The 25,379-nt window shown below is 71.7% G+C and carries 24 protein-coding genes; 11 read left to right on the top strand and 13 right to left on the bottom strand.

What is annotated here, in order from left to right:
* Positions 1-170: 170 nt before the first annotated feature.
* Complete coding sequence (locus HNR67_RS41800) at positions 171-1,343, bottom strand: ROK family transcriptional regulator (RefSeq protein WP_185009315.1); 1,173 nt, start codon at positions 1,341-1,343, stop codon at positions 171-173.
* Positions 1,344-1,397: 54 nt separating this feature from the next.
* Between HNR67_RS41800 and HNR67_RS41805 the strand changes: the two genes are divergently transcribed.
* Complete coding sequence (locus HNR67_RS41805) at positions 1,398-1,694, top strand: SemiSWEET family sugar transporter (RefSeq protein ID WP_221490230.1); 297 nt, start codon at positions 1,398-1,400, stop codon at positions 1,692-1,694.
* Here the strand turns inward: HNR67_RS41805 and mnmA are convergent.
* The 7 genes from mnmA to HNR67_RS41840 form a co-directional block, all read right to left on the bottom strand.
* Positions 1,678-2,769: a tRNA 2-thiouridine(34) synthase MnmA gene (mnmA, locus tag HNR67_RS41810; RefSeq protein ID WP_185011741.1), complete on the bottom strand. Its 1,092-nt coding sequence runs from the start codon at positions 2,767-2,769 to the stop codon at positions 1,678-1,680. The genes HNR67_RS41805 and mnmA overlap by 17 nt on opposite strands.
* A gap of 7 nt (positions 2,770-2,776) precedes the next feature.
* Entirely contained in the window at positions 2,777-4,003 is a 1,227-nt protein-coding gene (locus HNR67_RS41815) for a cysteine desulfurase family protein (protein ID WP_185009319.1), read from the bottom strand.
* 18 nt (positions 4,004-4,021) lie between these two features.
* Positions 4,022-5,407: an MFS transporter gene (locus HNR67_RS41820; RefSeq protein WP_312989329.1), complete on the bottom strand. Its 1,386-nt coding sequence runs from the start codon at positions 5,405-5,407 to the stop codon at positions 4,022-4,024.
* Between the two features lie 58 nt (positions 5,408-5,465).
* Positions 5,466-6,371 carry a lysophospholipid acyltransferase family protein gene (locus tag HNR67_RS41825; RefSeq protein WP_246492713.1) on the bottom strand — a complete coding sequence of 302 codons (906 nt, stop codon included), beginning with the start codon at positions 6,369-6,371 and terminating at the stop codon, positions 5,466-5,468.
* Positions 6,372-6,399: 28 nt separating this feature from the next.
* Positions 6,400-7,281, bottom strand: coding sequence for a GNAT family N-acetyltransferase (locus tag HNR67_RS41830; RefSeq protein WP_185009323.1), 882 nt, complete (start codon positions 7,279-7,281; stop codon positions 6,400-6,402).
* A 219-nt stretch (positions 7,282-7,500) separates the two neighbouring features.
* Complete coding sequence (locus HNR67_RS41835) at positions 7,501-8,457, bottom strand: electron transfer flavoprotein subunit alpha/FixB family protein (RefSeq protein ID WP_185009325.1); 957 nt, start codon at positions 8,455-8,457, stop codon at positions 7,501-7,503.
* Positions 8,458-8,477: 20 nt separating this feature from the next.
* Positions 8,478-9,260: an electron transfer flavoprotein subunit beta/FixA family protein gene (locus HNR67_RS41840; protein ID WP_185009327.1), complete on the bottom strand. Its 783-nt coding sequence runs from the start codon at positions 9,258-9,260 to the stop codon at positions 8,478-8,480.
* Between the two features lie 262 nt (positions 9,261-9,522).
* Here HNR67_RS41840 and HNR67_RS41845 point away from each other — a divergent pair, with 262 nt between their 5' ends.
* The 6 genes from HNR67_RS41845 to HNR67_RS41870 are packed head-to-tail and all read left to right on the top strand — an operon-like array spanning position 9,523 to position 16,014.
* Positions 9,523-10,368 carry a DegV family protein gene (locus HNR67_RS41845; protein ID WP_185009329.1) on the top strand — a complete coding sequence of 282 codons (846 nt, stop codon included), beginning with the start codon at positions 9,523-9,525 and terminating at the stop codon, positions 10,366-10,368.
* A 56-nt stretch (positions 10,369-10,424) separates the two neighbouring features.
* Positions 10,425-12,101, top strand: a complete 1,677-nt coding sequence (locus tag HNR67_RS41850) for an alpha/beta hydrolase (RefSeq protein WP_185009331.1) — start codon at positions 10,425-10,427, stop codon at positions 12,099-12,101.
* Positions 12,101-12,409 (top strand): hypothetical protein, encoded by a 309-nt coding sequence (locus tag HNR67_RS41855; protein WP_185009333.1) that lies wholly within the window; start codon positions 12,101-12,103, stop codon positions 12,407-12,409. The genes HNR67_RS41850 and HNR67_RS41855 overlap by 1 nt, the downstream gene beginning before the upstream one ends.
* Before the next feature lie 39 nt (positions 12,410-12,448).
* Positions 12,449-13,198, top strand: coding sequence for a class I SAM-dependent methyltransferase (locus HNR67_RS41860; RefSeq protein ID WP_185009335.1), 750 nt, complete (start codon positions 12,449-12,451; stop codon positions 13,196-13,198).
* Positions 13,195-14,724 (top strand): 1,4-alpha-glucan branching protein domain-containing protein, encoded by a 1,530-nt coding sequence (locus HNR67_RS41865; protein WP_185009337.1) that lies wholly within the window; start codon positions 13,195-13,197, stop codon positions 14,722-14,724. Before HNR67_RS41860 ends, HNR67_RS41865 begins: the two co-directional genes overlap by 4 nt.
* Positions 14,725-14,757: 33 nt before the next feature.
* Positions 14,758-16,014, top strand: a complete 1,257-nt coding sequence (locus HNR67_RS41870) for a glycosyltransferase family 4 protein (RefSeq protein WP_185009339.1) — start codon at positions 14,758-14,760, stop codon at positions 16,012-16,014.
* Here the strand turns inward: HNR67_RS41870 and HNR67_RS43970 are convergent, their stop codons facing one another.
* Complete coding sequence (locus HNR67_RS43970; RefSeq protein ID WP_221490231.1) at positions 16,015-16,425, bottom strand: excalibur calcium-binding domain-containing protein; 411 nt, start codon at positions 16,423-16,425, stop codon at positions 16,015-16,017.
* A gap of 121 nt (positions 16,426-16,546) precedes the next feature.
* Between HNR67_RS43970 and HNR67_RS41880 the strand changes: the two genes are divergently transcribed.
* A complete protein-coding gene (locus HNR67_RS41880; RefSeq protein ID WP_185009341.1) occupies positions 16,547-17,140 on the top strand; it encodes an AAA family ATPase in 594 nt (197 codons plus the stop codon).
* A 44-nt stretch (positions 17,141-17,184) separates the two neighbouring features.
* On the opposite strand, the gene HNR67_RS41885 is transcribed toward HNR67_RS41880, so the two are convergent.
* The gene (locus tag HNR67_RS41885; RefSeq protein WP_185009343.1) at positions 17,185-17,937 is read right to left on the bottom strand and encodes an acyltransferase; all 753 of its coding nucleotides are present in this window, start codon (positions 17,935-17,937) and stop codon (positions 17,185-17,187) included.
* A 44-nt stretch (positions 17,938-17,981) separates the two neighbouring features.
* Between HNR67_RS41885 and HNR67_RS41890 the strand changes: the two genes are divergently transcribed.
* From HNR67_RS41890 to HNR67_RS41900, 3 genes are all read left to right on the top strand, one after another.
* Positions 17,982-18,821: a PfkB family carbohydrate kinase gene (locus HNR67_RS41890; protein ID WP_185009345.1), complete on the top strand. Its 840-nt coding sequence runs from the start codon at positions 17,982-17,984 to the stop codon at positions 18,819-18,821.
* Positions 18,818-19,771: a nucleoside hydrolase gene (locus tag HNR67_RS41895; protein ID WP_185009347.1), complete on the top strand. Its 954-nt coding sequence runs from the start codon at positions 18,818-18,820 to the stop codon at positions 19,769-19,771. The genes HNR67_RS41890 and HNR67_RS41895 overlap by 4 nt, the downstream gene beginning before the upstream one ends.
* Before the next feature lie 107 nt (positions 19,772-19,878).
* Positions 19,879-21,468: a ricin-type beta-trefoil lectin domain protein gene (locus HNR67_RS41900; RefSeq protein WP_185009350.1), complete on the top strand. Its 1,590-nt coding sequence runs from the start codon at positions 19,879-19,881 to the stop codon at positions 21,466-21,468.
* 1,193 nt (positions 21,469-22,661) lie between these two features.
* On the opposite strand, the gene HNR67_RS41905 is transcribed toward HNR67_RS41900, so the two are convergent.
* The 3 genes from HNR67_RS41905 to HNR67_RS41915 all read right to left on the bottom strand — a co-directional run bounded on the left by HNR67_RS41905 (position 22,662) and on the right by HNR67_RS41915 (position 25,224).
* The gene (locus tag HNR67_RS41905) at positions 22,662-23,615 is read right to left on the bottom strand and encodes a class I SAM-dependent methyltransferase (RefSeq protein ID WP_185009352.1); all 954 of its coding nucleotides are present in this window, start codon (positions 23,613-23,615) and stop codon (positions 22,662-22,664) included.
* Entirely contained in the window at positions 23,605-24,384 is a 780-nt protein-coding gene (locus tag HNR67_RS41910) for an enoyl-CoA hydratase/isomerase family protein (protein ID WP_185011747.1), read from the bottom strand. Before HNR67_RS41910 ends, HNR67_RS41905 begins: the two co-directional genes overlap by 11 nt.
* Before the next feature lie 75 nt (positions 24,385-24,459).
* Entirely contained in the window at positions 24,460-25,224 is a 765-nt protein-coding gene (locus tag HNR67_RS41915) for an ABC transporter ATP-binding protein (protein ID WP_246494034.1), read from the bottom strand.
* Between the last annotated feature and the right edge of the window lie 155 nt (positions 25,225-25,379).

Genomic DNA, 25,379 nt, shown 5'->3' on the forward strand with positions numbered 1-25,379 from the left:
TGGCCGAACTCGTACACCGTGTTGGCCAAACTTGTACGCCTGCTTGGCCAAACTGGTACGCCCGGTTTGCCCGAGCGGCGAGTTGGGCCAACTCGGCGTACCGGTTTGGCCAACGTGGCGTACGAGTTCGGCCAACATGGCGTACGAGAACGGCCAACACGCGGTGGGGGTTAGCCGGTCGCGGTGGTGGCGGTTCTGGGGGCGGCCAGGAGGGGGGCTAGGGCTAGTTCGGCCGCGCCGAGTAGGACCGGGGTGGGTAGGGCGGCGGTGGTTACCGGGACCGGGTGGATGCGGGCCACGTGGCTGGTTTCCATCCCGGCCAGGATGCGTTCGCGGGCGCCGGGTGCGTCGTGCATGGCGGCCAGCTGGCCGGTGAGGATGACCAGGTCCGGGTTCAGCAGGGTCACCAGCACGGCCAGGCCCGCGCCGATCCGGTCCGCGGTGGCCTGGATGGCCGCGGTCTGGGTGGGATCGGCCAGCACGGCGGCCACCGCGGCGCTGGGGTCGGTGGTGTCGGTGAAGGGCACGCCCGCGTGTTTGAGCAGGGCGCGGGCGTCGGCCTGGGTCTCGAAGCAGGAGGTCGCGCCGCACGGGCAGCGGGTGGGTTCGGCGGTGTCCAGTTGCAGGTGACCGGCTTCCAGGGCGTGGCCCGCACTGCCGTCGAAGGTGACCCCGTGCTGGACCAGGCCGCCGCCGATGCCGACGTCGTCGCTGCCCAGCACCACCGCCACCCTGGCCTGCTGGGCCGCGCCGTGCCTGCTCTCGGCCAGCGCGGCCAGGTGGCCGTCGTTGCACGGATACAGCGCGAGGCCGGGCAGCCGTTCGGCGAGCAGTTTCTTGAACGGGACGTCGGTCCAGCCCAGGTGGAAGGCGGCGTGGATCTGGCCGTTGGGCGCGTCCAGCACCGCGGGCAGCGCGATGGCCAGCCCGGTCAGTCCCGGGTAGCGACGCAACAGCGGGCGGGCCAGCTCGGCCAGCCGGTCCGCGACCGCCTCGGGCGTGCGCTCGGCCGGGGGCAGCACGACCTCGGTGCGGTCGGTGAGTGCCCGGCCAAGGCCGACCGCGGCGATGGTCAGCGAGCGCGAGCGCACCTGGGCGGCCAGCACCCGCGGCCGCGGCCGCACCGACACCTGCGGCGAGGGTCTGCCCAGGCGGCGCGGTGACTCCACCGGCGGGCCGCACTGGATCAGGCCGAGCTGCTCCAACTCGGTGATCGCCACCCCGGTCGCGCTGCGCGCCAGATCCAGCCTGCGACCGATCTCCGCTCTGGTCAGCGGGCCGTGCCGGTGCACCAGCGACAGCAGCCGCTGCGGCGCGGGCTCGGTGAACGGGGTTGTGCTCACACCCCTAAGCCTGCCACGCTCACTTTGTTCTGCTTGAGAATAAAATCCGCACTGGTGACAGGGGGTATCTACGTGATCACGGTGATTGGTTCGTTAGCGGGTCTGCTGACCACGGCCTGCTGGCTGCCGCAGGTGCTGCGCTGCCTGCAACGCCGGAGCGCACGCGATTTCTCCTGGGTGTACCTGGTCGCGCTCGGCCTCGGCGTGCTCGCCTGGGTGCTCTACGGCATTGCCAGGGAGGACCCGGTGATCATCACGACCAACGCCATCACGCTGGTGCTGATCTCGGTGCTGGTGTCGGTCAAGCTGCGCACCGAGCTGGGCAAACCGCTGGTCAGCGCGTCCGAGTGATGGTGGCCGCGCCGAGCACCAGGTCACCGGCTGCCGCGTCCTGACGGTAGAGCACCAGGCCCTGGCCGGGGGCGACGCCGCCGAGCGGTTCGCGCAGGCTGACCACGAGCTGCTCGCCGCGCAGCTGGGCCACCGCGCCCGCGATGCCGCCGTGCGCGCGCACCTGCACCACGCACTCCACCGGACCGTCCAGGGGCACGCCGGAGGGCCAGATCATCCGGTCGCCGACGAGTTCGGTGACCTGGAGGCGTTCCCGGCTGCCGACCCGGACGGTGCCGGAGACCGGTTCCAGGGACAGCACGTAGCGCGGGCGGCCGTCCGGCGCGGGCCGCTCCAGGCCGAGCCCGTGCCGCTGGCCGATGGTGAAGCCGTGCACGCCCTCGTGCCCGCCGAGCACCTCGCCGGTCTCGTCGTCGACCAGCTCGCCCGGCTGGGCGCCGAGCTTGTTCCGCAGGAACTTGCGGGTGTCGCCGTCGGGGATGAAGCAGATGTCGTGGCTGTCCGGCTTGTTGGCCACGGACAGGCCGCGGGTCTCGGCCTCGGCGCGCACCGCGGTCTTGGTGGAGCCGCCGAGCGGGAACATGGCGTGGCTGAGCTGTTCGGGGGTGAGCGAGGCCAGCACGTAGGACTGGTCCTTGCCGGCGTCGGCGCTGCGGCGCAGTTCGGGGCGGCCGTCGATCTGGGCCAGCCGGGCGTAGTGGCCGGTGGCCACCGCGTCGAAGCCGAGCGCGATCGCCTTGTCCAGCAACGCGGCGAACTTGATCTTCTCGTTGCAGCGCAGGCAGGGGTTGGGCGTGCGACCGGCCGCGTACTCGGCGACGAAGTCCTCGATCACGTCCTCGGTGAAGCGTTCGGCGAAGTCCCAGATGTAGAACGGGATGCCGAGCACGTCCGCGGCGCGGCGGGCGTCGTGGGAGTCCTCGATGGTGCAGCAGCCGCGGGAGCCGGTGCGCAGCGTGCCTGGCTTGGCCGAGAGCGCCAGGTGCACCCCGGTCACGTCGTACCCCGCCTCGACCGCACGGGCGGCGGCCACCGCCGAGTCGACCCCGCCGCTCATCGCGGCCAGCACTCGCATCGTCATCTCAGACTCCTGCCGGGGGTCGGACCGAACGCCGCAGGCCCGCCAGTCCGGCGCTACGGGCCCGCGCCACCACCGGTCCGATCGCGGCGCCCAGCGCGGCGACGTCGGCGGCGGTCGAGGTGTGGCCGAGGGAGAACCGCAGCGAGCCGCGGGCCCCGGCCGGATCCGCGCCCATGGCCAGCAGCACGTGACTGGGCTGGGCAACGCCCGCGGTGCAGGCGGAGCCGGTGGAGCATTCGATGCCCTTGGCGTCCAGCAGCATCAGCAGGCTGTCGCCCTCGCAGCCGGGGAAGGTGAAGTGCGCGTTGCCGGGCAGCCGCCCCGGCATACCGTCCACAGTGGACTCGAAGCTGTCCCCGTTGAGGATCGCGTCGGGCACCGCGGCCAGCACCGCGGCGGCCAGGTCGGCGCGCAGCGCGAGCAGTTCGCTGGCGCGGTGTTCGCGTTCGGCGGCGACCTGGCGGGCCGCGGCGGCCAGGCCGAGCACGGCAGGCACATCCAGGGTGCCGGAGCGGACCTCGCGCTCCTGGCCACCGCCGTGCAGCAGCGGGGTGCAGGCGGTGTCCCGGCGCAACAGCAGCAGGCCGACGCCGTAGGGGCCGCCGAACTTGTGCCCGGTGAGGGTGAGCGCGTCCGCGCCGAGCGCGGCGAAGTCCACCGGCAGCACCCCGGCGGCCTGCACGGCGTCGCTGTGCAGCGGGATGCCGTGCCCGTGCGCGACCTGCGCCAGGCTGCGGATCGGGTTGACCGTGCCGACCTCGTTGTTGGCCAGCATCACGCTGACCAGCGCGACGCTGTCCGGGTCGGTCCCGATCGCGGCTGCCAGGGTCTCCGGCCGGATCCGACCGGTGCGGTCGGCCTCCAGCCAGGTGATCTCGGCGCCCTCGTGCGTGGCCAGCCATTCGGCGGCGTCCAGCACGGCGTGGTGTTCGACCGCGGAGACGAGCACCCGGCGGCGGCGCGGATCGGCCTGGCGGCGGGCCCAGTAGATGCCCTTGACCGCCAGGTTGTCGCTCTCGGTGCCGCCGCCGGTGAACAGCAGTTCGGACGGCCGGGCGCCGAAGGTGGCGGCGATGTCCTCGCGCGCCTCCTCCAGCAGCCTGCGCGCGCGACGGCCCGCGGAGTGCAGTGAGGAGGCGTTGCCCAGTCCGGACAACGCCTCACTCATCGCGGCGACCGCTCCCGGGAACATCGGGGTGGTCGCCGCGTGGTCGAGATATGTGCTCATCTGCCGAAGACCTGCTTGTCAGGGTCGAGCATTGACACCGTCAAGGGTAGACCGGGTCGACAGGAAAGCCCCCATTGTGGCGACCCCGGCCATCAGGAGGTTGAGCACGATCACAGCGGTGGTCGGGTTGGTGGTCGAGCCCAGCAGGTTGAGCAGCACGCCGCCGATGCCCACGCAGGTGGCCTGGAGCAGCAGGTCGGAGATCTGCAACGCGCCCGAGTTGAAGCCGCGGTCGCCGGGTTCGGACATGCCGAGCACCTTGACCGAGGTGCTGGCCATGGCCAGGCCCATGCCGCAACCGGCCAGCATCCACAGCGGGATGGACAGCCAGGACGGTCCCCAGGAAGGCGCCACGAAGACCATCGCGGCCAGGCTGATCGCGATCAGGATGAACCCGCGCTGGATGAGCAGGTGCCGGGGCATGTCCGGGTAGCGGCCCTGCCACATCGAGGCCGCGGACCAGCCAAGCGCGCCCACGGTCAGCGGGATGCCGGCGGTGGCGGGCGAGTAGTGGTGCACCGAGGTCAGGGTCAGCGGCAGGTAGGACTCCACCGCGAAGAAGGAGCCGGAGAGCATGCCGCGCAGCAGCACGGTCACCGGCAGGCCGCGCCGGGCCAGCAGGGTGCCCTGGGGCAGCAGCTGGCGCAGGGCGGGGGCGAGCAGCACCAGGCCGACCGCGGCGATGAGCAGCGAGGACCACTCCGGGTGCTGGCTGGCCCAGGTCAGCGCGGGCAGGCCGACCCCGGCGGCGAAGGCGGCCAGCGGCAGCCACTTGCGCGGGGTGGCCGGGATGTCGGCGCGTTCCCTGGCCCGCAGCGCGCGCAGGGTCGGGCCCAGCAGCAGCGCGCCGATCAGCACGAACGGGGCCAGGCCGAGGAAGACCCAGCGCCAGTGCAGGTACTGCACCAGCACCCCGGCCACGGTCGGGCCGACCAGCGCGGGCACCACCCAGGCCGCGGACAGCGCGCCGAAGACCGCGGGCCGGTCCCGCTCCGGGTAGACGATGGCGACCATGACGTAGAGCGCGACGATCTGCGAACCGGCGCCCAGCCCCTGGAAGGCCCGGCCGATGAGCAGCTGGGTCATCGTGTCCGCGGTGCCGGCCACCACGAGTCCGATGAAGAACAGGGCGGGACCGGCGACGATCCCCGGCACCGGCCCGACCCGGTCGGAGACCCGGCCGGCGAAGACGTTGCCGATGATGCTGGCGGCCAGGAACGCGGTGAACGGCCAGGAGTACAGGGACGCGCCGTCGAGATCCTTGATGATCGTGGGCAGCGCGGTGCCAAGGCCCATTGCCTCGAAGGCGGCCAGGGTGATCAGCAGCAGCAGGCCGGTGGTGGTGGCCCGGCGGTCGGGGGCCCAGAGCGCGGACGGGGGCCGGGTACTCGTCGTCGAGGTCACGGAAGCACTCTGCATGCTCCAGTGCGGTGGAGGTCCAGCCCTTTTTCCGCGGCGCAGGTCACGCCGCCACGGGCACCCCGGGCCTGCCGTGCCCGACCTGCCGCCGGGCCGGAGCCTGCCCCAGCGCGCCGGTCACCGCAGCCTCAGCCACTTCCGCCATCGAGCGGCGGTCGTGGCCCTCCGGCGTGATCAGCGGCAGCACGGATGCCTCCACGACCAGTCCGCGCAGCGCCGCCGTGCGCAGCAGCGCGGTCAGCAGGGTCTCCTCGCCGAGGAAGCCGGAGGCGGTGGTCATCCGGTCGCCGACGACGAAGCGCAGCGCCACCGGCCGGGCGGGCATGCCCGCGTCGATCGCGGCCTGGAACGCCGCGTGCCGCCAGCGCCCGGTGGCCTGCCCGCACCAGGTGGTGCCCTCGGGGAAGACGCCGATCGCCGATCCGGCGCGCAACGCCTCGGCCACCTCGGCCACGGTCCGCGGCAGGGTGGAGAGCTTGGGCCGGTCCACGAAGAAGGTGCCCGCGCGGGCGGCCAGCGCGCCGATCAGCGGCCAGTCCCGCACCTGGGCCTTGGCCAGCATGCGCACCGGCTGCAGCGCGTTGAGCGCCACGATGTCCAGCCAGGAGCTGTGGTTGCCCACCACCAGCACGCCGCGGTCGCGCGGCCTGCGCCGCTCCTCGGCCACGCTCAGCGCGCCCGGCCGGTACACCCGCAGCCGCACGCCGAGCGCGCCCAGCACCATGCGGAACCAGCCGCGGAGCACCGCCGCCCGGCCGTTGGGGCCGAGCACGGACAGGGTCAGGGCGCACAGCGGTCCGGTCAGGACCACCGCGGCCAGGGTCACCAGGCGCAGTGCGCGCCGGGCCGGGGACACCTTCGGCAAGGTGTCCCCGGCCGGCAGGCACCAGGCCCCGCACGGCGAGTGCGGCATCCAGGAGTGCATTGCCTCTACGGGACCAGCGGTCATGGCTTCACTGTGACCAGTCCGGCTGAACCTAGGGGGAACCGCGCCTGACCGGCGGCTGAGCACTACCCGAAGGCGTGGCCCCGGTCCGCGGTTCCGGCGGCAGCGCGCCCTGCCCCTTGCGCAGCTGGGCGAACTCCGGGCCCAGCAGGAAGTTCAGGTAGCGCGGGTCGACCCGCTGCATGGACAGCAGCACGTACATGTCGGCCACGCCGAACTCCGGGTCGTGCGCCGGACGTCCGCACACCCAGGCGCCGATCCGCAGGTAGCCCTTGAGCAGCGCGGGCAGGGTGGCCTGCGGGATGCGCTCCACGCCGTCGGGGTCCCACGGGTTGCGCGGGGTGACCCGGTACTCCTCGGGCGCGTAGTGCCGGGTGCGCACGATGTCCCAGACGCTGGCCGCGTAGGACCCGCCGTCGGTCAGCGGCACCGAGGCGCAACCGGCCAGCCAGGAGTGCCCGGACAGCAGCATGTACCGGGCGATGCCCGCCCACACCAGCCCGACCACGGACCCGGTGCGGTGGTCCGGGTGCACGCAGGAGCGCCCCGCCTCCACCAGGCTCTCCCGCAGCGGGTTGAGCGCGCTCAGCTCGAACTCGGTGTCGGAGTACAGGCGCCCGGCCGCGGCGGCCCGCTCGGGCGGCAGCATCCGGTAGGTGCCGACGATCTCCTGACTCCGGTCGTCCCTGACCACCAGGTGGTCGCAGAACTCGTCGAAGTAGTCCTCGTCGACGCCCGCGGTGCGGCAGGAGATGTTGGCGCCCATCTCCTCGGCGAAAACCCGGTAGCGCAACCGCTGCGCGGCGCGCACCTCCTCGCTGTCCCTGGCCACCAGTAGGGAGTAGCGCGGAGCGTCATCGGACAGGTCCGCGCCCTTGGCGGCGGTGCTGACCAGCAGTCTGGACTGCGTCATGCACTCGGTGTACCCGCCCATTCGGCCCGAGGAAAGTCCATTCGATGACGCGTCGGTGGAAAATCGGTGAAGACCCTGTGCCGCCTCCGGGGAGACCCTGAGTGTTAAACCCGCGTGAGCTGGCGAGACATGACCGAGGGGGTTCCGGCGGCCGTTTCCGGCGCCGGAACCCCCTCGGAGGTCAACTTCATCCTGTCGGGCTAAGTGCCCGGCAGGGGCTCAGCCCTTGCGCTTGCCGATCTCCTCGGTGAGCTGCGGGGCGACCTTGAACAGGTCCCCGACGATGCCGAAGTCGGCGATCTCGAAGATGGGCGCCTCGGTGTCCTTGTTGACCGCGACGATCGTCTTCGAGGTCTGCATGCCCGCGCGGTGCTGGATCGCGCCGGAGATGCCCAGCGCGATGTAGAGCTGCGGGGCGACCGTCTTGCCGGTCTGGCCGACCTGGAACTGGTGCGGGTAGTAGCCGGAGTCCACGGCGGCCCTGGAAGCGCCGACCGCGGCGCCCAGGCTGTCCGCGAGCTGCTCGACCACGGCGAAGCTCTCCGCGCTGCCCACGCCACGGCCGCCGGAGACGACCACGGATGCCTCGGACAGCTCGGGGCGGTCGCCGCCGACCACCAGCTCCTTGCCGGTGACCTTGGCGACCCGGTCACCCGCGGCGGGGACCGTGACGGCCTCCTCGACGGCCGCGCCGTCGGCCGGGGACGCCTCGATCGCGCCCGGACGCACCGAGATGATCGGCACCCCCGAGGTGACCTGGGACTTCACCGTGTACGCGCCACCGAAGACGGACTGGGTGGCGGTGCCGTCGGCGGCCACGTCGACCGCGTCGGTGAGCACACCCGAACCGATCCGGATGGCCAGCCGACCGGCGATCTCCTTGCCGTCGATGGTGGCCGAGACCAGCACCGCGGCCGGGCTGACCCGGCCTGCCAGCTCGGCGAGCACCGAGACCTGCGGGGAGAGCAGCACGGTGGCCGCTTCCTCGGACTCGGCCACGTACACCTTGGCCGCGCCGTGGCCCGCGAGGGCCTCCTTCAGCTTGGCCGCGGTGCCGGGCGAGCCGACCACGACCGCGCTGGGCTCACCGAGTGAGCGAGCGGCCGTCAGCAGCTCGAAGGACGACTTCTTGATCTCGCCGTCCACGTGGTCGACGAGGACCAGTACCTCTGACATGGGTCTTCCTCCTCTGCTACTCAGACGAGCTTCTGCGCGGACAGGAACTCAACGATCTTGGTGCCGCCGGTGCCGTCGTCCTCGATCTTCTGGCCACCGGAGCGCGGGGGCTTCGGCGCGGCCTCGACGACCTTGGTGCTGGCGGCGGCCAGGCCGACCTCGCCCGCGTCGATCCCGGCATCGGCCAGGGACAGCGAGCTGACCGGCTTCTTCTTGGCGGCCATGATGCCCTTGAAGGACGGGTACCGCGGCTCGTTGATCTTCTCGGTCACGCTGATCACGGCGGGCAGGGTGGCCTCGACGAAGGCCAGGCCCTCGTCGGTCACGCGCTGCACCTTGACCGTGGTGTCATCCAGCTCGACCTTGCTGGCCTGGGTGATCACCGGCAGCCCGAGCACCTCGGCGACCATGGCCGGCACGGCGCCGCCGCGGCCGTCGCTGGACTCGTTGCCCGCGATGACCAGGTCCACGCCCTCGATGCCGCTGACCAGCTTGGCCAGCGCCTTGGCGGTGGTCACCTGGCAGGACCCGTGCAGTGCGGGGTCGGTGAGGTGGATGGCCTTGTCCGCGCCCATGGACAGGGCTTTGCGGATGGCCTCGGTGGTGCGCTCGGGGCCCATGGCGACCACGGTCACCTCGCCGCCGTGTGCCTCCTGGATGCGGAGGGCTTCTTCGACCGCGCGCTCGTTGATCTCGTCGAGCACGGCGTCGGCCGAGTCACGGTCCAACGTGTGGTCGGCTTCAGTGAGCTTGCGCTCGGAATAGGTGTCAGGCACCTGCTTGACCAGGACGACGATGTTCATGGGTCCTCTTCGACCTCCGAGACCAAGGACGGCATCCACCTGTGCGGGAGGATCTTCGCGAACCTTCCCACGTCGAAAGCCCCTAACGCACGGTGGCCTCGACCACCTGCATGTTACCCGTGAGTAATCTGCCTGCAAGGTGGCCCCAGCAGGCCCGATTCGTGACAGTGCTCACCATCTGGATGCCCACAGGGGCGAGTTAGCCAACTGAAACCGCTTCCCTGGATGCAAACCTTTAATACGGCGTCTAGCGTGGCCTGCCATGTACCGGCGAGTAGCAGTGGTCACTGACTCGACGGCCTGCCTGCCGACGGGGCTGGCCGAACGGATGGGCATCTCCGTGGTCCAGCTGCAGCTGCAGGTGGGCGAGAAGGCCAGCGACGAGGCATACCTGCCGCCGGACGAGGTGGCCGAGGCCATGCGCAACCAGATCCCGGTGCGCACCTCGCCGCCGCCGTCGGCCGCCTTCTTCTGGACCTATCAGGAAGCCGCGGCCAGGGGCGCGCAGGCCGTGGTGTCCGTACATCTTTCCGGCGAGCTTTCGCAGACCCTGGAAGCCGCCAAGGAGGCCGCCGCCCAGTCCCGGATCCCGGTGCACATCATCGACTCGCAGTCCTGCGGGATGAGCCTTGGCTACGGCGCGCTGGCCGCGGCCGAGGCGGCGGGTGCGGGCGCGACCGTGGCCCAGGTCAAGGACGTCGCCCAGTTCCGCTGCCACCACGCCAGCGAGTTCATCTACGTCGACACCCTGGACTGGCTGCGCAAGGGCGGCCGGATCGGCGCCGCCTCGGCCCTGATCGGCACCGCGCTGGGCATCAAACCGGTGCTGACCCTGCACCGCGGCGAGATCGTGCCGTTCAGCAAGGTCCGCGGCGCCGACCGGGCGTTGGAGAAGCTGGTGCAGGCCGCGGTGGACCGGGCGGGCGACCGGCCGGTGGACGTGGCGGTGGAGCACTTCGGCTCACCTGATCGCGCCCGTTCCCTGCTCGAACAGCTCCAGGCCAGGGTCAGCTACGGCCGCGAGTTCCTGTTGACGCAGGTCAGCTCGATAATAGGAGCACACGTCGGGCCCGGGGCGCTGGGCGTGACGATCTCCCCGCTGCGCTGACGGCAGCTTGCTGCCAGCCCGTTCTCCAGGCAGCCGGGTGATCCGAGACTTCCGGCATGCCGATCGCCGAGCCGTCCAACCCGCTGTGGTGGCTGGTCCGAGTGCAGGTGCCGTGGCCGGACACCGACGAGGACCGGGCCGAGGAGCTGTCCCGGCAGTGGACGGACAACTCGGTCCGGCTCAGTGAGACCGTCGACCGGGCCGAGCACACCGGCGCCCAGGTGCCGGGCATCTGGGCGGATCCGGCCGGGCAGGCGCTGTCGGGCAAGCTGCGTGATTCCGCCGAGTTCCGCCGGGTCCAGGACGAGATGCGCCGGGTGGGCGAGGACGCCGGCCGCTTCGCCGCCGAGGTGCGCGGCACCAAGCAGTCCATCGCCCAGTACATCGAGGAGAGCACGCCGAACTTCCTCAAGACCCTGCTGCTGGCCGCCACCCCCGCCGGGGCCGCCGCGCCGGGGATCTACGCCACCGCGGTCGCGGAGAACGTGGCCAAACTGGTCGACTCCGCCGCCGAGCGGATCCGCGGCGGGCAGACCGCGATCGTGCTGCCCGATCCGGCCGCGAAGTTCCCGCCACCGCCGCCGGGCAACAATCCGGAGGCCACCGCGCAGTGGTGGAAGAACCTGACCGACGAGCAGCGGGACACGATCATCGCCGAGCACCCGGAGCTGGTCGGCAACCGGGACGGCATCCCGTTCGCCGACCGGGACAAGGCCAACATGAACCGGCTGCCCGAGGAACAGGCCAGGCTGCGGGCCGAACGGGACGAGCTGGTGCGGCAGTACGAGAACGACCCGGACAAGCCGTTCCTGTACTGGGAGCGGCAGGCCGAGGCCGAGGAGCACCGCAAGCGGCTGGCCATCCTGGACGCCAAACTCGCCTCGCTGGACGTGGTGGAGCAGGTGGCGAACAAGGACGGCCGCAGCCTGCTGCTGCTCACCACCGACAAGGAGCGGGTGGAGGCGGCCATCGGCAACGGCGATGTGGACAACGCCGACCAGGTCGCGGTGTTCACTCCCGGCCTGACCACCACCGTGGACGGCTCGCTGGACAGCTACGACAACGACCTGGCGGTGCTCAAGGAGCGCACCGAGACGGTGCTGAAGAACAACAACCGGGAGGGCGAGACCGTGGCCACGGTGGCCTTCCTCGGCTACCAGGCGCCGCAGATCACCCTGGACAGCCTCACCGACCCGACGCAGACGGTGGCCCTGGACAAGGCCGCGCGGGCGGGCGCGGACAACCTGGCCGGCTTCCTGCGCGGGGTCGACGGGGCCCGCGCGGTGGACCCGCAGCTCACCGCGCTCGGCCACTCCTACGGCTCCACCACCACCGGCCTGGCCCTGATGCAGGGCACCGGCGTGGACCGGGCCGCGATCTGGGGCTCCCCCGGCTTCGGCACCACGAATCCGGCCGAGGTGGGCCTGTCCCCTGACCGGATCCTGGTGCAGGAGAACCCGGACGACCCGGTCACCTATCCCGGGGTCTTCGGCGGCGATCCCGGCACCGGCCTGCCCTCCATCAGCGGCGACACCGGCTCCGTGCCCCCGCGCTACCGCGAGGACGCCGGGCCGCTGACCGCCGGTTCCGGCCACTCCGGGTACACCGCCAGGGGCAGCACCAGCGTGCACAACATCGCCGCGCTGATCGCGGGCGAGCAGGACGACATCGTCGAGCGCCCGCCGATCAACCCCTGGGCGAACCTGACCACCGGCGGACTGGGAGGCAACTGATGAGTTCGGCCGACATGGACCTGGGTGCGGTGGACACCTCGATGCGATCGCTGCGGGACAACGCGGATGGGTACCTGCGGGACTGGGAGCGTGCGCGGGCCAAGCTGGACGGGTTCCTGCCCGCACTCGGCGCCGGGGCGCTGGGCCAGGCGTTCACCCCGAAGTACCGGGAGGTGGACGCCTCGATCCGGGAGGCGGCCGAGGTGGTGCCCCGGCGGTACCGGCGCTTCGCCAAGGCCGGGTCGGACTCGGTGCTCCAGTACCGCGACGCCGATCTGCGCAGCGCGGGCATGTTCCCCGGAGGCTGACCCTCGTACCTGGAGTTACTGACCGGTAGGGTACGACGGGTGACCGCCGAATCGCTGCCGCTCACCGGTGAGCGCACTGTCCCGGGCATCGCCGAGGAAAACTACTGGTTCCGTCGGCACGAGGCGGCCTACGCGGCGCTGTTGCCGCACTGCGCGGGCGCGACCGTGCTGGAGGCCGGCTGCGGGGAAGGCTACGGGGCGGATCTGATCGCCTCGGTGGCCGCGCGGGTGGTCGGGCTGGACTACGACGAGCTGACCGTGGCGCACGTGGCCAAGTGCTATCCGCGGGTGTCGGTGCTGCGCGGGAACCTGGTCGCGCTGCCCTTCGCCGACGGCGCGATCGACGTGGTGGCCAACTTCCAGGTGATCGAGCACCTGTGGGACCAGCCGGGGTTCCTGGCCGAGTGCCTGCGGGTGCTGCGGCCGGGTGGGCGGCTGCTGCTGACCACGCCGAACCGGATCACCTTCTCCCCTGGCCGGGACACCCCGCTGAACCCCTTCCACACCCGTGAACTGGCCGCGGCCGAGCTGGACGAGCTGTTGCGCGCGGCGGGTTTCCGGGTGGAGCTGCTGGCCGGGCTGCACCACGGGCCGCGGCTGCGCGCGCTGGACGCCGCGCACGGCGGGTCGATCATCGAGGCGCAGGTGGCGGTGGTGCTCGGCGGGGACGGGCCGTGGCCGGAGCCGTTGCTGGGCGATGTGGCCGGGGTCGGGGTCGGGGACTTCGCCATCCACGCCGAGGACATCGACGCCAGCCTGGACCTGGTGGCCGTGGCGGTGCGGCCGTGAGCGCGGAACCAATCGGCAGTTTCAGCCTGGTGCTGCACAGCCATCTGCCCTGGCTGAGTCACCACGGGGTGTGGCCGGTCGGCGAGGAATGGCTTTACCAGGCGTGGGCGCACTCCTACCAGCCGCTGCTGCGGATGCTGGATCGCTTCGCCGCCGAGGGCCGCCGGGACGTGCTGACGCTGGGCGTGACGCCGGTGCTGGCCGCGCAGCTCGACGATCCCTACTCCTTACGCGCCTACCACCACTGGCTGGGCTCCTGGCTCAACCGCGCGCACTTCGCCGGCGCCCAGTGGCGGCACGGCGATCCGCTGCTGCGCGAGCTGGCCGCGGCCGAGCACCGGCAGGCATCGGACACGCTGGCCGAGTTCGAGTCGCGCTGGCGGCACGGCTTCTCCCCGGTGCTGCGACCGTTGGCGGACAACGGGATCATCGAGTTGCTGGGCGGTCCGGCCACCCACCCCTTCCAGCCGCTGCTGGATCCGCGGCTGCGGGATTTCGCGTTGCGACTGGGGCTGGCGGACACCGCGTCCCGGATCGGGCGGGCGCCGGAGGGGATCTGGGCGCCGGAGTGCGGGTACGCGCCGGGCATGGAGACCGGGTACGCGGCGGCCGGGGTGCGGCGGTTCCTGGTGGACGGTCCGGCCCTGCACGGCGACACCGCGGCGGCCCGGCCGGTCGGCTCCTCGGAGGTGATCTGCTTCGGGCGGGATCTCGAGGTGACCTACCGGGTGTGGTCGCCCAAGGCCGGGTATCCCGGCGATCCGGCGTACCGGGACTTCCACACCTACGACCACCCGTCCGGGCTGAAACCCTCCAGGGTCACCGGGAAACACGTGCCGCCGGAGCAGAAACGGCCCTACGACCCCGAGCTGGCCGCGACCGCGGTGGCCAGGCACGCCGCCGACTTCGTGGACACCGTGGTGCGCAGGCTGACCGAACTGGCCGCGCGGGACGGGAAACCGGGCCTGGTGGTGGCCGCCTACGACACCGAGCTGTTCGGGCACTGGTGGCATGAGGGCCCGGCCTGGCTGGAGGCGGTGCTGCGCGCGCTGCCCGAGGCCGGGGTGCGGGTGACCACGCTGCGCGGCGCGCTGGACGCGGGCCACCTCGGCACGCCGGTGGATCTGCCAGCCTCCTCCTGGGGGTCCGGCAAGGACTGGCGGGTCTGGGACGGCGAGCAGGTGGCCGACCTGGTCACCGACGGCGCGGACCTGCAACGCCGAGTACTGTCCACAGTGGACTCCTCGCTCACCGGCACTACTCGCGACCTCGCCTTCGACCAGCTGGTGCGGGAGGCGTTGCTGAGCCTGTCCAGCGACTGGGCGTTCATGGTCACCAAGGACTCCGCGGCCGACTACGCGCGGCGGCGGGCGAAGATCCACGGCGGGCACGCGCACGAGCTGGCCCGGCTGCTCGCCGAGGGCGATCGGCGACGGGCCCTGCGACTGGCCGCGGAACTGCGTGCGCCGGACGGGTTGTTCGGTCAGCTGGACGCGCGTGGGCTGCGGGCCGGGTCCGGTGGGTAGGTTGTCGGCAGCAACGGGGAGGAACGGGTCCGCATGCGCGTGCTGATGTTGTCCTGGGAGTACCCGCCGGTGGTGGTCGGCGGCCTGGGCCGTCACGTGCACGCACTGGCGAAAAGCCTTGCCGCCCAGGGGCATGACGTGGTGGTGCTGTGCCGTCAGCCCGCGGGCACGGACGCGGTGACCCACCCCGGCGAGGACGTCGTCGGCGAGGGCGTGCGGGTGGTCAGGGTGGCCGAGGACCCGGCGCACCTGACCTTCGAGGACGACCTGGTCGCCTGGACGCTGGCCATGGGCCACGCGATGACCCGTACCGGCCTGGCCTTGCTACGCGAGTGGCGGCCGCAGGTGGTGCACGCGCACGACTGGCTGGTCGCGCACGCCGCGATCACCCTGGCCGAGGCCGCGGACGCGCCACTGGTCTCCACCATCCACGCCACCGAGGCCGGCAGGCACAGCGGCTGGCTGTCCCACACACTGAACCAGCAGATCCACTCGGTGGAATGGTGGCTGGCCAACCGCTCCGACGGCATGATCACCTGCTCGGCCGCCATGCGCGATGAGGCACTGCACCTGTTCGAGGTCGAGCCGGAGCTGATCACCGTGCTGCACAACGGGATCGAACCCCGCCGCTGGCGCGTCGACCAGACCGAGGTGGCCCGCGCCCGCGCCACCCACGCCCCCGGCGGCGCGCCGCTGCTGCTCTTCTTCGGCCGACTGGAATGGGAGAAGGGCGTCCAGGACCTGCTCGCCGCCCTCCCCCGGATCCGCCGCTCGCACCCCGGCGCCCGGCTCGTGGTGGCCGGCAAGGGAATCCACGAACCCCACCTGGTCGCCGCGGCCCGCAAACTCCGCGTCCGCCGGGCCGTCGACTTCGTCGGCCACCTCTCCGACCAGGCCCTCTCCGCCCTGCTCCCCGCCGCCGACACGGTCATCCTGCCCAGCCGCTACGAACCCTTCGGCATCGTCGCCCTGGAAGCCGCCGCCGCGGGCGCCCCCCTGGTCGCCTCCACCGCCGGCGGCCTGGGCGAGGTGGTCCGCGACGGGCGCACCGGGTTGTCGTTCACGCCGGGGGATCTGGACGGGCTGACCAGCGCGGTGCGTGCGGTGCTGGATGATCCGGCCGCGGCGAAACGCCGGGCGAAGGCGGCCAAGGCTCGGCTGTCCACGGACTTCAACTGGGATCTGATCGCGGCCGACACGGCGGCGGTGTACGCGGCGACCAGCCGTCGTCCGCATCCGGTGCTGGGGCGGCCGAAGATCCCCTCGGGCAACGTCTTCGGCCGGGAGTAGTTACTCGCACACCTTGCCGTCGTGGTCGGCGTCCTTGTACCAGTGGTACTCCGGATCAACGCCGAGGTAGTACGGACCAAGACCGTTCGCCTTGGCCTCCTTGCAGGTCCGGTATCGCCGGTCGGTCTTCGGTGCCGGTGGCGGAGGCGGCGGTTTGGGGGTGGTCCGCGGCGGCGCTGGCGGCCTGGCCGAGGTCTGCGGCACGGGCGGCGGGGGCGGCTGTGACGGCACCGGCGGGGGCGCCGGAACAGTTGTTGTCGTGGTGGTGGTTGCCGCTGCGGTGGTTGTGGTGGTGTTGAACGAGGTCTCCGGCACCCGGGGCGGTTGCACCGCGGGCGGCGAGGCACAACCGACGAGCACCGCGCCTCCCCAACACAGTCCGGCCACCAGCCACAATCGGGACACAGCCACGGTTCACCTCGCGCTGTTCAGCCCCGACGACGACAGGAAGCAGCACCCTAAGCCGCCCTCCGCCGGGTAGCGCTGGACCGAACGGGTGATACCAGATCCTGGTCCGGGTAGCTTCGATGGCATGTTGTTGTGGATCAACGGAACATTCGGGGCAGGCAAGACCCAGGTCGCGCACGAGATCCAGCGGCGGTTGCCCGGTAGTCACGTCGCCGATCCCGAGCACCTCGGCTGTGGGATGCACCGGATGATGCCCAAGGACAGCCGTGCCGACTTCCAGGACATCCCGCTGTGGCGCACCGGCACCAGGGAGATGCTGGACCGCATCGCCACGGACGCGGCCGGGGTGGTGATCGTGCCGATGACGCTGGTGAATCCGGCCTACTACGAGGAGATCATCGGCTGGCTGCGCGAGCGCGGGCACGAGGTCAGCCACCACACGCTGGTCGTGCCGGACCGGGAGTTGTTGCTGCGGCGGTTGCGCAGCCGGGGTGAGACCCGCAACGGCTGGGCCGCGCTGCAGTACGACCGCTGTGCCGCCGCGCTGGCCGATCCGCTCTTCGCCACGCACGTGCCCACCGTGGACCGCACCGTCGCCGAGGTCGCCGAGCTGGTGGCCGCGGGGGCCGGGCTGCGGCTGCTGCCCAACCGGGACAACGCGCTGACCGCCCAGCTGCGGCGCTGGCAGGTCCAGCTCCGGCACATCAAGGTCGGCTGAGCAGGCCGGGCGGCGCGGCCGGTGACCGCGCCGCCTGACCGGGTCTACTCGCCCTGGGTCTGCCGCATGGCCTCCTTGGCCTTGCGGGCCATGTCGGCCACGGCGCTGCGCCGGGCCGCGTCCGCCTCGTAGTCCGCGCGCCGGTCCCGGACCACCCTGGCCGGGGCGCCGACCGCGATCGAGTACTCCGGAATATCGCCCTTGACCACCGCGTGCGCGCCGAGCACCGAACCGCGGCCGATCCTGGTGCCGCGCAGGACGGTGACCTTGGTGGCCAGCCAGCAGTCCGGGCCCAGCCGGACCGGGGTCTTCACGATGCCCTGGTCCTTGATCGGCTGGTGGATGTCCGCGGTGACGTGGTCGAAATCGCAGATGTAGACCCAGTCCGCGACCAGGGTGGAGGCGCCGATCTCGATGTCGAGGTAGCAGTTGACCACGTTGTCCTTGCCGAAGACCGCCTTGTCGCCGATGCGCAGCGAACCCTCGTGGCAGCGGATCGCGTTGCCGTCGCCGATGTGCACCCAGCGGCCGATCTCCAGCCGCCCGTAGCCGGGTCGGCAGTGCAGGTCGACCTTGCGGCCGAGGAAGACCATGCCGCGCAGGATCACGTGCGGGTTCAGCAGCCGGAACTTCAACAGCCGCCAGTAGCGGACCAGGTACCAGGGCGTCCAGGCGCGGTTCTTGATCACCCAGCGCAGCGAGGCCACGGTCAGGAACTTGGCCTGCCGGGGGTCCCGCCGTGACTTCCGCCACGAACCCAGACGCGACGCGAGCGGCGCGCCCCACATGCTCGTCATGAAATCGAGACCCTAACGGGCCAGTAATAGGCAGGATAGGGGCCGTGCCTGTATCCATCACCGTTGTCGGCAGCGTCAACCTCGATCTCATCGCCCGGTTGCCCGCCCTGCCCCGTCCCGGCGAGACGCTGACCGCCACCCACTACGCCCAGGCCCCCGGCGGCAAGGGGGCCAACCAGGCCCTGGCCGCGCGCAGGCTGGGCGCGGATGTGCGCCTGGTGGCCGCGGTCGGCGACGACGCGCTGGCCGCCGACGCGCTGGCCCTGCTGCGCGCGGACGGGGTGGACCTGTCCGAGCTGGCCGAGGTGCCGGGGCCGACCGGGCTGGCGCTGATCCAGGTCGACGAGTCGGCCGAGACCACCATCGTGGTGGTGCCAGGGGCCAACGCGCACCTGAGCGTGCGCCCGGAGCAGCTCACCGGCGCGGACGGGGTGCTGACCGTGCTGGAGGTGCCGGAGGCGGCCGTGGTCGCCGCGGCCGAGCACGCCACCGGCTTCTTCGCGCTCAACGCCGCCCCGGCCCGCCCGGTGCCGGACGCGGTGCTGCGCCGGGCCGACCTGGTCGTGGTCAACCAGAGCGAGTTCGAGCAGATCGACAACATCGGGCTGGCCCGCACGGTGGCCATCACGCACGGCGCCAAGGGCGCTGAGCTGCGCCGGGACGGGCAGACCGTGGCCGAGGCCGCGCCGCCGCGGGTGACCGCGGTGGACGGCACCGCGGCCGGGGACGCCTTCACCGCCGCGCTGATGCTCAGCCTGCTGGAAGGCCACTCCGACACCGAGGCGCTGCGCCGGGCCTGCGCGGTCGGCGCGCTCACCGCCACCCGGCACGGCGCCCAGCCCGCGCTGCCCACCCGCGCCGAGGTCGAGGAGGTGCTCGGATGAGCCCGACGCCGCTGATCCTGGACACCGACCCCGGTATCGACGACGCGGTCGCGTTCCTGTTCGCGGTGAACAGCCCCGAGCTGGACCTGCGTGCGGTGACCACCGTGTTCGGCAATGTCGGACCCGAGCTGACCAGCGCGAACGCCCTTCGGCTGCTCACCTTGCTCGGCCGGGCGGACATCCCGGTCGGCATTGGCGCGGACCGCCCGCTGGTCTACCCGGCGGCCTTCCGCGCGGAGGGCTGGCACGGTGCGGACGGCCTGGGCGGCCAGTCCGCGCTGCTGCCCGAGCCCGCCGCCAAGCCGGACCCGCGCGGCGCGGTGCAGCTGATGGCCGACACCCTGCGCGCGGCCGAGTCGCCGGTGACCATCGTGGCCATCGGCCCGCTGACCAACGTGGCGCTGCTGCTGGCCAGCTACCCGGAGCTGAAGCCGAGGATCGGCCGGCTCTCGATCATGGGTGGCGGGCTGGCCGCCGGGAACACCACGCCTGCCGCGGAGTTCAACATCTGGAGCGACCCGGAGGCGGCCCGCCGGGTGCTGGTCGAGGAGGACGTGCCGACCAGCCTGGTGCCGCTGGACCTGACCCTGCGCTGCGCGGTGGACGGCGCCTGGCTGGCCGAACTGGCCGCGGCAGGCGGTCCGGCCGAGACGCTGGCCAGGGTGGTCGACCACTACCGGCGGCAGTACCTGGCCTTCTACGGGGTGGACGAGGTCGCGCTGCACGACGTGCTGGCCGTGCTGGAGGCGGCCCGGCCGGGGATGCTGCGGCGGACCGCGCTGCCGGTGGAGGTGGACTGCGGCACCGGAGCGGGCCGTGGCGCGACCTTCGGCAACCGGATGCCCGATGCCACCGGCCGCCGGATCGACGTGCTGCTGGACGCCGACGTGGCCGAGGTCAGCCGATTTGTGCTGGACCGGCTGACCGCCGGTATAGCGGCTACGCGCTGACACTTGCACCGGCAAGGGTCAACCTGCCGGGTACATGCGTGGATCCCTCGGGTGACCCGGCGTCCCCGAGGGTTCCACCGCTGTGCCGGACGTGCGACAAGGGTGGGGTGTTCACGACCGCCCGCTCCACCGCCCGCGTCCGTGCCGCCGACGTCCCGTCCCGCCGACTGACCGGCCTGGCCCTGCTGCTGGGCTGTCTGGCCGGGTTGCTCGCCGTCCAGGCCCCGGCCGCCGCGGCCAGGGTGCGCGCGGTGGCGGAGCTGCCGACGGACCTGGAGAAGATCCGCGCGGGCGAGTCGACCGCGCTGTACGGCAGCCCTGAGCTGCGGGCGCTGGAACAGCGCAAGTCCGCGGTGGTGAGCATCGGCGACAGCCAGGTCTCGGGTGAGGGCGTCGGCAACTACGAACCCGGCACGGACGGACCGGTGAACTTCTGTCACCGGTCGGTGGACGCCGCGGTGCACCAGGCTCGGTTCGACACCGAACTGAGGTTCAACCTCGCGTGCTCCGGCGCGGAGAGCACGCACCTGGTGTACCGCAGCGGCTCCAAGCAGTTCGACGAGCTGAACCAGGGCGACAGCCTGGCGATCAAGGCCCGCAACACCAGGATCCGGCTGATCTGGCTGATGTCGGGCGCCAACGACCACGGCGGGCTGGAGTTCGGCCCGCTGGCCAAGGACTGCGCGGGCCGCAGGCTGTTGCTGATCGGCAACTGCTGGCCGACCTACACCGACGTCATGCAGCAGCGGATCAACAGCAGTCAGGCGTCGCTGGAGAAGGGCATCGCCAGCGTCCGGCAGACCATGCGGGACGCGGGTTACGGCGACGGCGACTACCAGTTCGTGCTCGGCAGCTACCCGAGCCCGTTCAGCCCCGACGTCGAGGACAACCCGAAGTTCCCCGGCTGGGACCAGGGCGGCTGCCTGATCTACCTCAAGGACCAGGCCTTCGGCCGGAACAAGGTGGTCCCCCTGTTCGAGCGCGCCGTCCGCCAGGCCGCCAAGAACACCGGCGTCCGCTACCTGGACACCAGCCGCCTCCTGCACGGCCACGAGGTCTGCACGGACACACCCTGGGCGCGCGGCCTGACCTTCGTCGGCAGCCAGCAGTCCTTCCACCCCAACGAAGCCGGCCACACCGCCTACGGCGACTGCCTGACGGCCTTCTACGCCAACCCCGGCTGGTCCGAGGCCACCTGCGTGGATCCGGCGAGCACCGGCACCGCGACGCTGTACCGAGGTCTGCTGGACTTCCGCCAACTCCGCAACACCAAGACCAGCCTGTGCGTGGACTCCGAGGGCTACTCGACCAGGGTCGGCTACCGGCTGCTGGCCTGGAACTGCACCGGCGGCGGCAACCAGGGCTTCTGGCGAGACCCAGCCACAGCGTCGCTGCACATCGAGCTGAACCATGATCGGTGCGTGGGTCCGGCGGGTCCGGCGGTGGCGCCGGGGGCGGCGGCGCAGTTGCAGGAGTGCACGGGGGCGGCGAATCAGCGGTGGGCGGTGGTGGAGGGGTTGCTGCGGTCCACGGCGAATCCGGCGGTGTGTCTGGCGCCGGTGGCGGAGACTCCGGGGGCGGCGGTGCAGTTGGCTGCGTGCAACCCGGCGGATCCTGGGCAGAGCTGGAGTTTCGAGCCGCAGACGGGCGGCGTCGGGTTCGGCCACTCAGACTGGATCCCGACCAGCGCTTACTAAGCCGCCCGCGCGTGTTGGCCGTTCTCGTACGGAGTGTTGGCCGTTCTTGTACGCCGTGTTGGCCGTTGTGGGACGGGGCGGGGTTTGGGTTTGGGGTGAAAACCCCACGACGAGGGTTCTCGTGTGTTCTCCGTACGGCCTGGAGCTTGCTGACCGCGCCTCGCCGAGTGGCCCCTGCAACCTGCCGCCGCCTGCCCACGAATCCGCAACGGGGGCCGCTCGGTGAGGTGTGGTTGGCTTGCGGAAGGCCGTGCGGAGAACACGCGAGCCCTCGGAGCCACGCTGGAACCGGCCCCGGCAGCACAAACCCCGCCCCGCAACCTGCTCATGCCGGTTCTTGATCTGTGCACCCCCCTCCGGTGGTCTGCCCGGCCGGCGAGGCCATCTTTTCCGCTCTTGATCTTTGCGTTGTTGGCCTCTGTTGCTGAGGTACCCGAGCGACAGTCAAGGGCGTCCTCGCCGGACGGGCAGGAATCAAAGGATGGGGGGGAAAGTCAAAGACAAGAGCACAGACCGCAGTGCTCGTACGGTTCCCCCATCCCCGTCAGCCTTCCGATACCAAACCACATCCCGGCAAGCGACCGCCGTTGCGGTTGGGAGGCTAGGGCGGCGGCAGGTTAAGCGGCCGCTTGCCGGGATGTGGTGTGTCCTCTCCAGGCTGACGGGGATGGGGGAACCGCTCGGGGATGTTTGAAAAGCCACCCCGGCCGCCTGTGCGGGCTTAGCCCGGTCGCGGCGCGTGTGAACCGCCTAGCCGCGTCGTTCCCGGGCTTCGCCCGCCTGCCCCCAACGCTCCCCGCTCCGGGCTTCGCCCGCCCACCGTCCCATAACGGCCAACATGCCGTCCCACAACGGCCAACACTCCGTACGACAACGGCCAACACGCCGGGCGGGGGTGGGGGGGTTTACATGGGGGCGCCGCAGAATTGGCAGATGGGGGCGCCGGTGGCGGATTGGCAGTGTCTGCCGTCGGGGCTTATTGGGCATTCTGGGCGGGCGGAGACCGCGTAGCGGGTCAGCACCTCGTTGGGCGCCAGGGCCCCAGCCAGCGTCATGTCGCCAGGGTGCCCCAGGGGGGTGGGCGGGTATGTGTCGATCAGCACGCTGGTGCGGTGAGCGGGGGGTGCTTATCGGGCGGCGGGCCTCGGCTCGCGACGAGCGGTGGGTGGCCGCTCGTCGCGAGGCGGGTGGGGCTATTCGGGCTTGGTGCCGGTGATCAGGACGTTGTAGAAGGCTTCGCGGGGGATGAGGCCGGTCAGGAGTTTCTCGTCTACCCAGGACAGGCGTTGCCAGGTGCGGTAGGCGAACATGGCCCAGCCGAAGCCGAGTTTCTCCCTCGGCACCGCTGCCTCGAAGGTGCGGACCGGCCAGCCGAACAGGGCCGCGGTCAGCTCCTCCGTGCTGGCCCGGACGCCGGTCGCACCGGCCGCGCGGGCCATCCGCTCCAGCTCGGTCGGGTCGAAGGTGTGCAGGTCGACCACGGATTCCAGAGCCGCTGCCCTGGAGGACTCGTCGAGTTCCTCCTGGGGGCGCCGCCAGGTGTCCAGGATCGGGAGTTTGGTCAGGTTGGTGGTCAGCCACCAGGTCAGGCGGCCAAGGCGGCGGGCGTAGAAATCGCCGACCTTGGTGGGCTCGCCGGCGAAGACGAACCTGCCGCCGGGCTTGAGCACCCGCAGCACCTCGGCGAAGGCGGCCTGCACGTCCGGGATGTGGTGCAGCACCGCGTGCCCGACCACCAGGTCGAAGCTCTCGTCCTCGTACGGGATGCGTTCGGCGTCGGCGACCCGGCCGTCCACGTCCAGGTCCAGGCCCTTGGCGTTGCGTAAGGCGACCTCGACCATGCCGGGCGAGAGGTCGGTGACCGAGCCCTTGTCGGCCACGCCGCCCTGCATCAGGTTCAGCAGGAAGAAACCGGTGCCCGAGCCCAGCTCCATGGCGTGCTTGTACGGCCCGGCGTCACCGGCGGCGGCCTTGAACCGGCCGACCGCGTAGTCGATGCAGCGCTCGTCGTAGGAGATGGACCACTTCTCGTCGTAGGTGCCCGCCTCCCAGTCGTGGTAGAGCACGTTGGCGAGCTTGGGGTCCTGCCAGGCGGCCTCGACCTGCTCGGCCGTGGCGTGCGGATTGGGGGTGGGGTCAGCGGCCAACGAACTTCGCCTTTCCGGGACCGTTCTCCACGAACGAACGCATGCCGATCTTCTGGTCCTCGGTGGCGAACAGCGCGGAGAACAGGTGGCTCTCCAGCTTCAGTCCGCTGTTGAGGTCGTTGTCCAGCCCGCCGTCGACGGCGGCCTTGGCCGCGGCCAGCGCGGCGGCCGGACCGGTCAGGAACGGCTGCACGTAGCGCAGCGCGGCGGCGTAGACGTCATCCGGCCCGACCACCTCGTCCACCATGCCGATCCGCAGCGCCTCCTCGGCGCCGACGAACCGGCCGGTGTAGATGATGTCCTTGGCCTTGCTCGGCCCGACCAGCCGCGCCAGCCGCTGGGTGCCGCCCGCGCCGGGGATGATGCCGAGCAGGATCTCCGGCTGCCCCACCTTGGCGTTGTCCCCGGCGATCCGCCGGTCACAGCACAGCGCCAGCTCGAACCCGCCACCGAGGGCGTACCCGGTGATCGCGGCCACGGTCGGCTTGGGGATCTCCGCCACCGAGGACAGCGCCGAGGTCAGCGCCCCGGCCCTGGCGGCCATGTCCGCGTAGGACATGTCCACCATCTCCTTGATGTCCGCCCCCGCGGCGAAGACCTTCGCGCCGCCGTAGACGATCACCGCGCGCACGTCGGCCCTGGTGGATGCCTCCACCGCGGCGGCCCGGATCTCCTCCTGGACCTGCTTGTTCAGCGCGTTCATCGGCGGCCGGTCCAACCGGATGGTGCCTACCCCACCGTCGACTTCGAGCCTGACGAACTCACCCACGCTGGTGCCCTCCTCGCGCTGACCCATGCTTGCGAAAGGAAGGCTACCGCGCAGTAACCCGGCTGGCTCCGGCGCTCACTTCCGCCAGGCGAAGAACCGGTCCCCGTTGCGCTGCAAGGTCAGGTTCTGACCGAACGCGGCGGAGAGGTTGTCCTCGGTCAGCACGTCGTCGAGCAGCCCCTGGGCCACCACGCCGCCCTCGCGCAGCAGCAGCGCGTGGGTGAAGCCGGGCGGGATCTCCTCCACGTGGTGGGTCACCAGCACCATGGCCGGCGCGTCCGGGTCCATGGCCAGCTCGGAGAGCCGGGCCACCAGGTCCTCCCGGCCACCCAGGTCCAGCCCGGCCGCCGGCTCGTCCAGCAGCAGCATCTCCGGGTCGGTCATCAGCGCGCGGGCGATCAGCGTGCGCTTGCGCTCGCCCTCGCTCAGCGTGCCGAAGGTCCGATCGCCCAGCTGCGCGATGCCCATCGCCTTGAGCAGCTCGTCGGCGCGGCGGGTGTCCTGCTGGTCGTAGTCTTCCCGCCAGCGGCCCAGCACCGCGTACCCGGCGCTGACCACCAGGTCACGCACCAGTTCCTCACCCGGCACCCTGGCGGCCAGCGCGGCCGAGCAGAAGCCGATCCGCGGGCGCAGCTCGAAGACATCGGTCCGGCCGATCTTCTCGCCGAGGATGTGCACCGTCCCGTAGGTCGGATGCATCTCGGCGCCGGCCAGCCGCAGCAGAGTGGTCTTGCCCGCCCCGTTGGGGCCAAGCACCACCCAGCGCTCGTCCAGCTCCACCCGCCAGTCAATTCCACGGACCAGCGTGGTGCGCCCTCTTCGGACACCCACGGTGTCCATGCGCACCACCAGATCGGTTACATCGACACCGTTGGCCCCGCTGGCCGGCAGCCCGCCGTGCTCGGTCACGGACCCCATTCTTGTCATCCCGCTCCCGGGCCCGTCCACCGGGGAGGCACGCCGACCGCTCGGCGCTCCCGCAACCGGCCCCGGAG

Source organism: Crossiella cryophila (genome assembly GCF_014204915.1).
GTDB lineage: Bacteria > Actinomycetota > Actinomycetes > Mycobacteriales > Pseudonocardiaceae > Crossiella > Crossiella cryophila.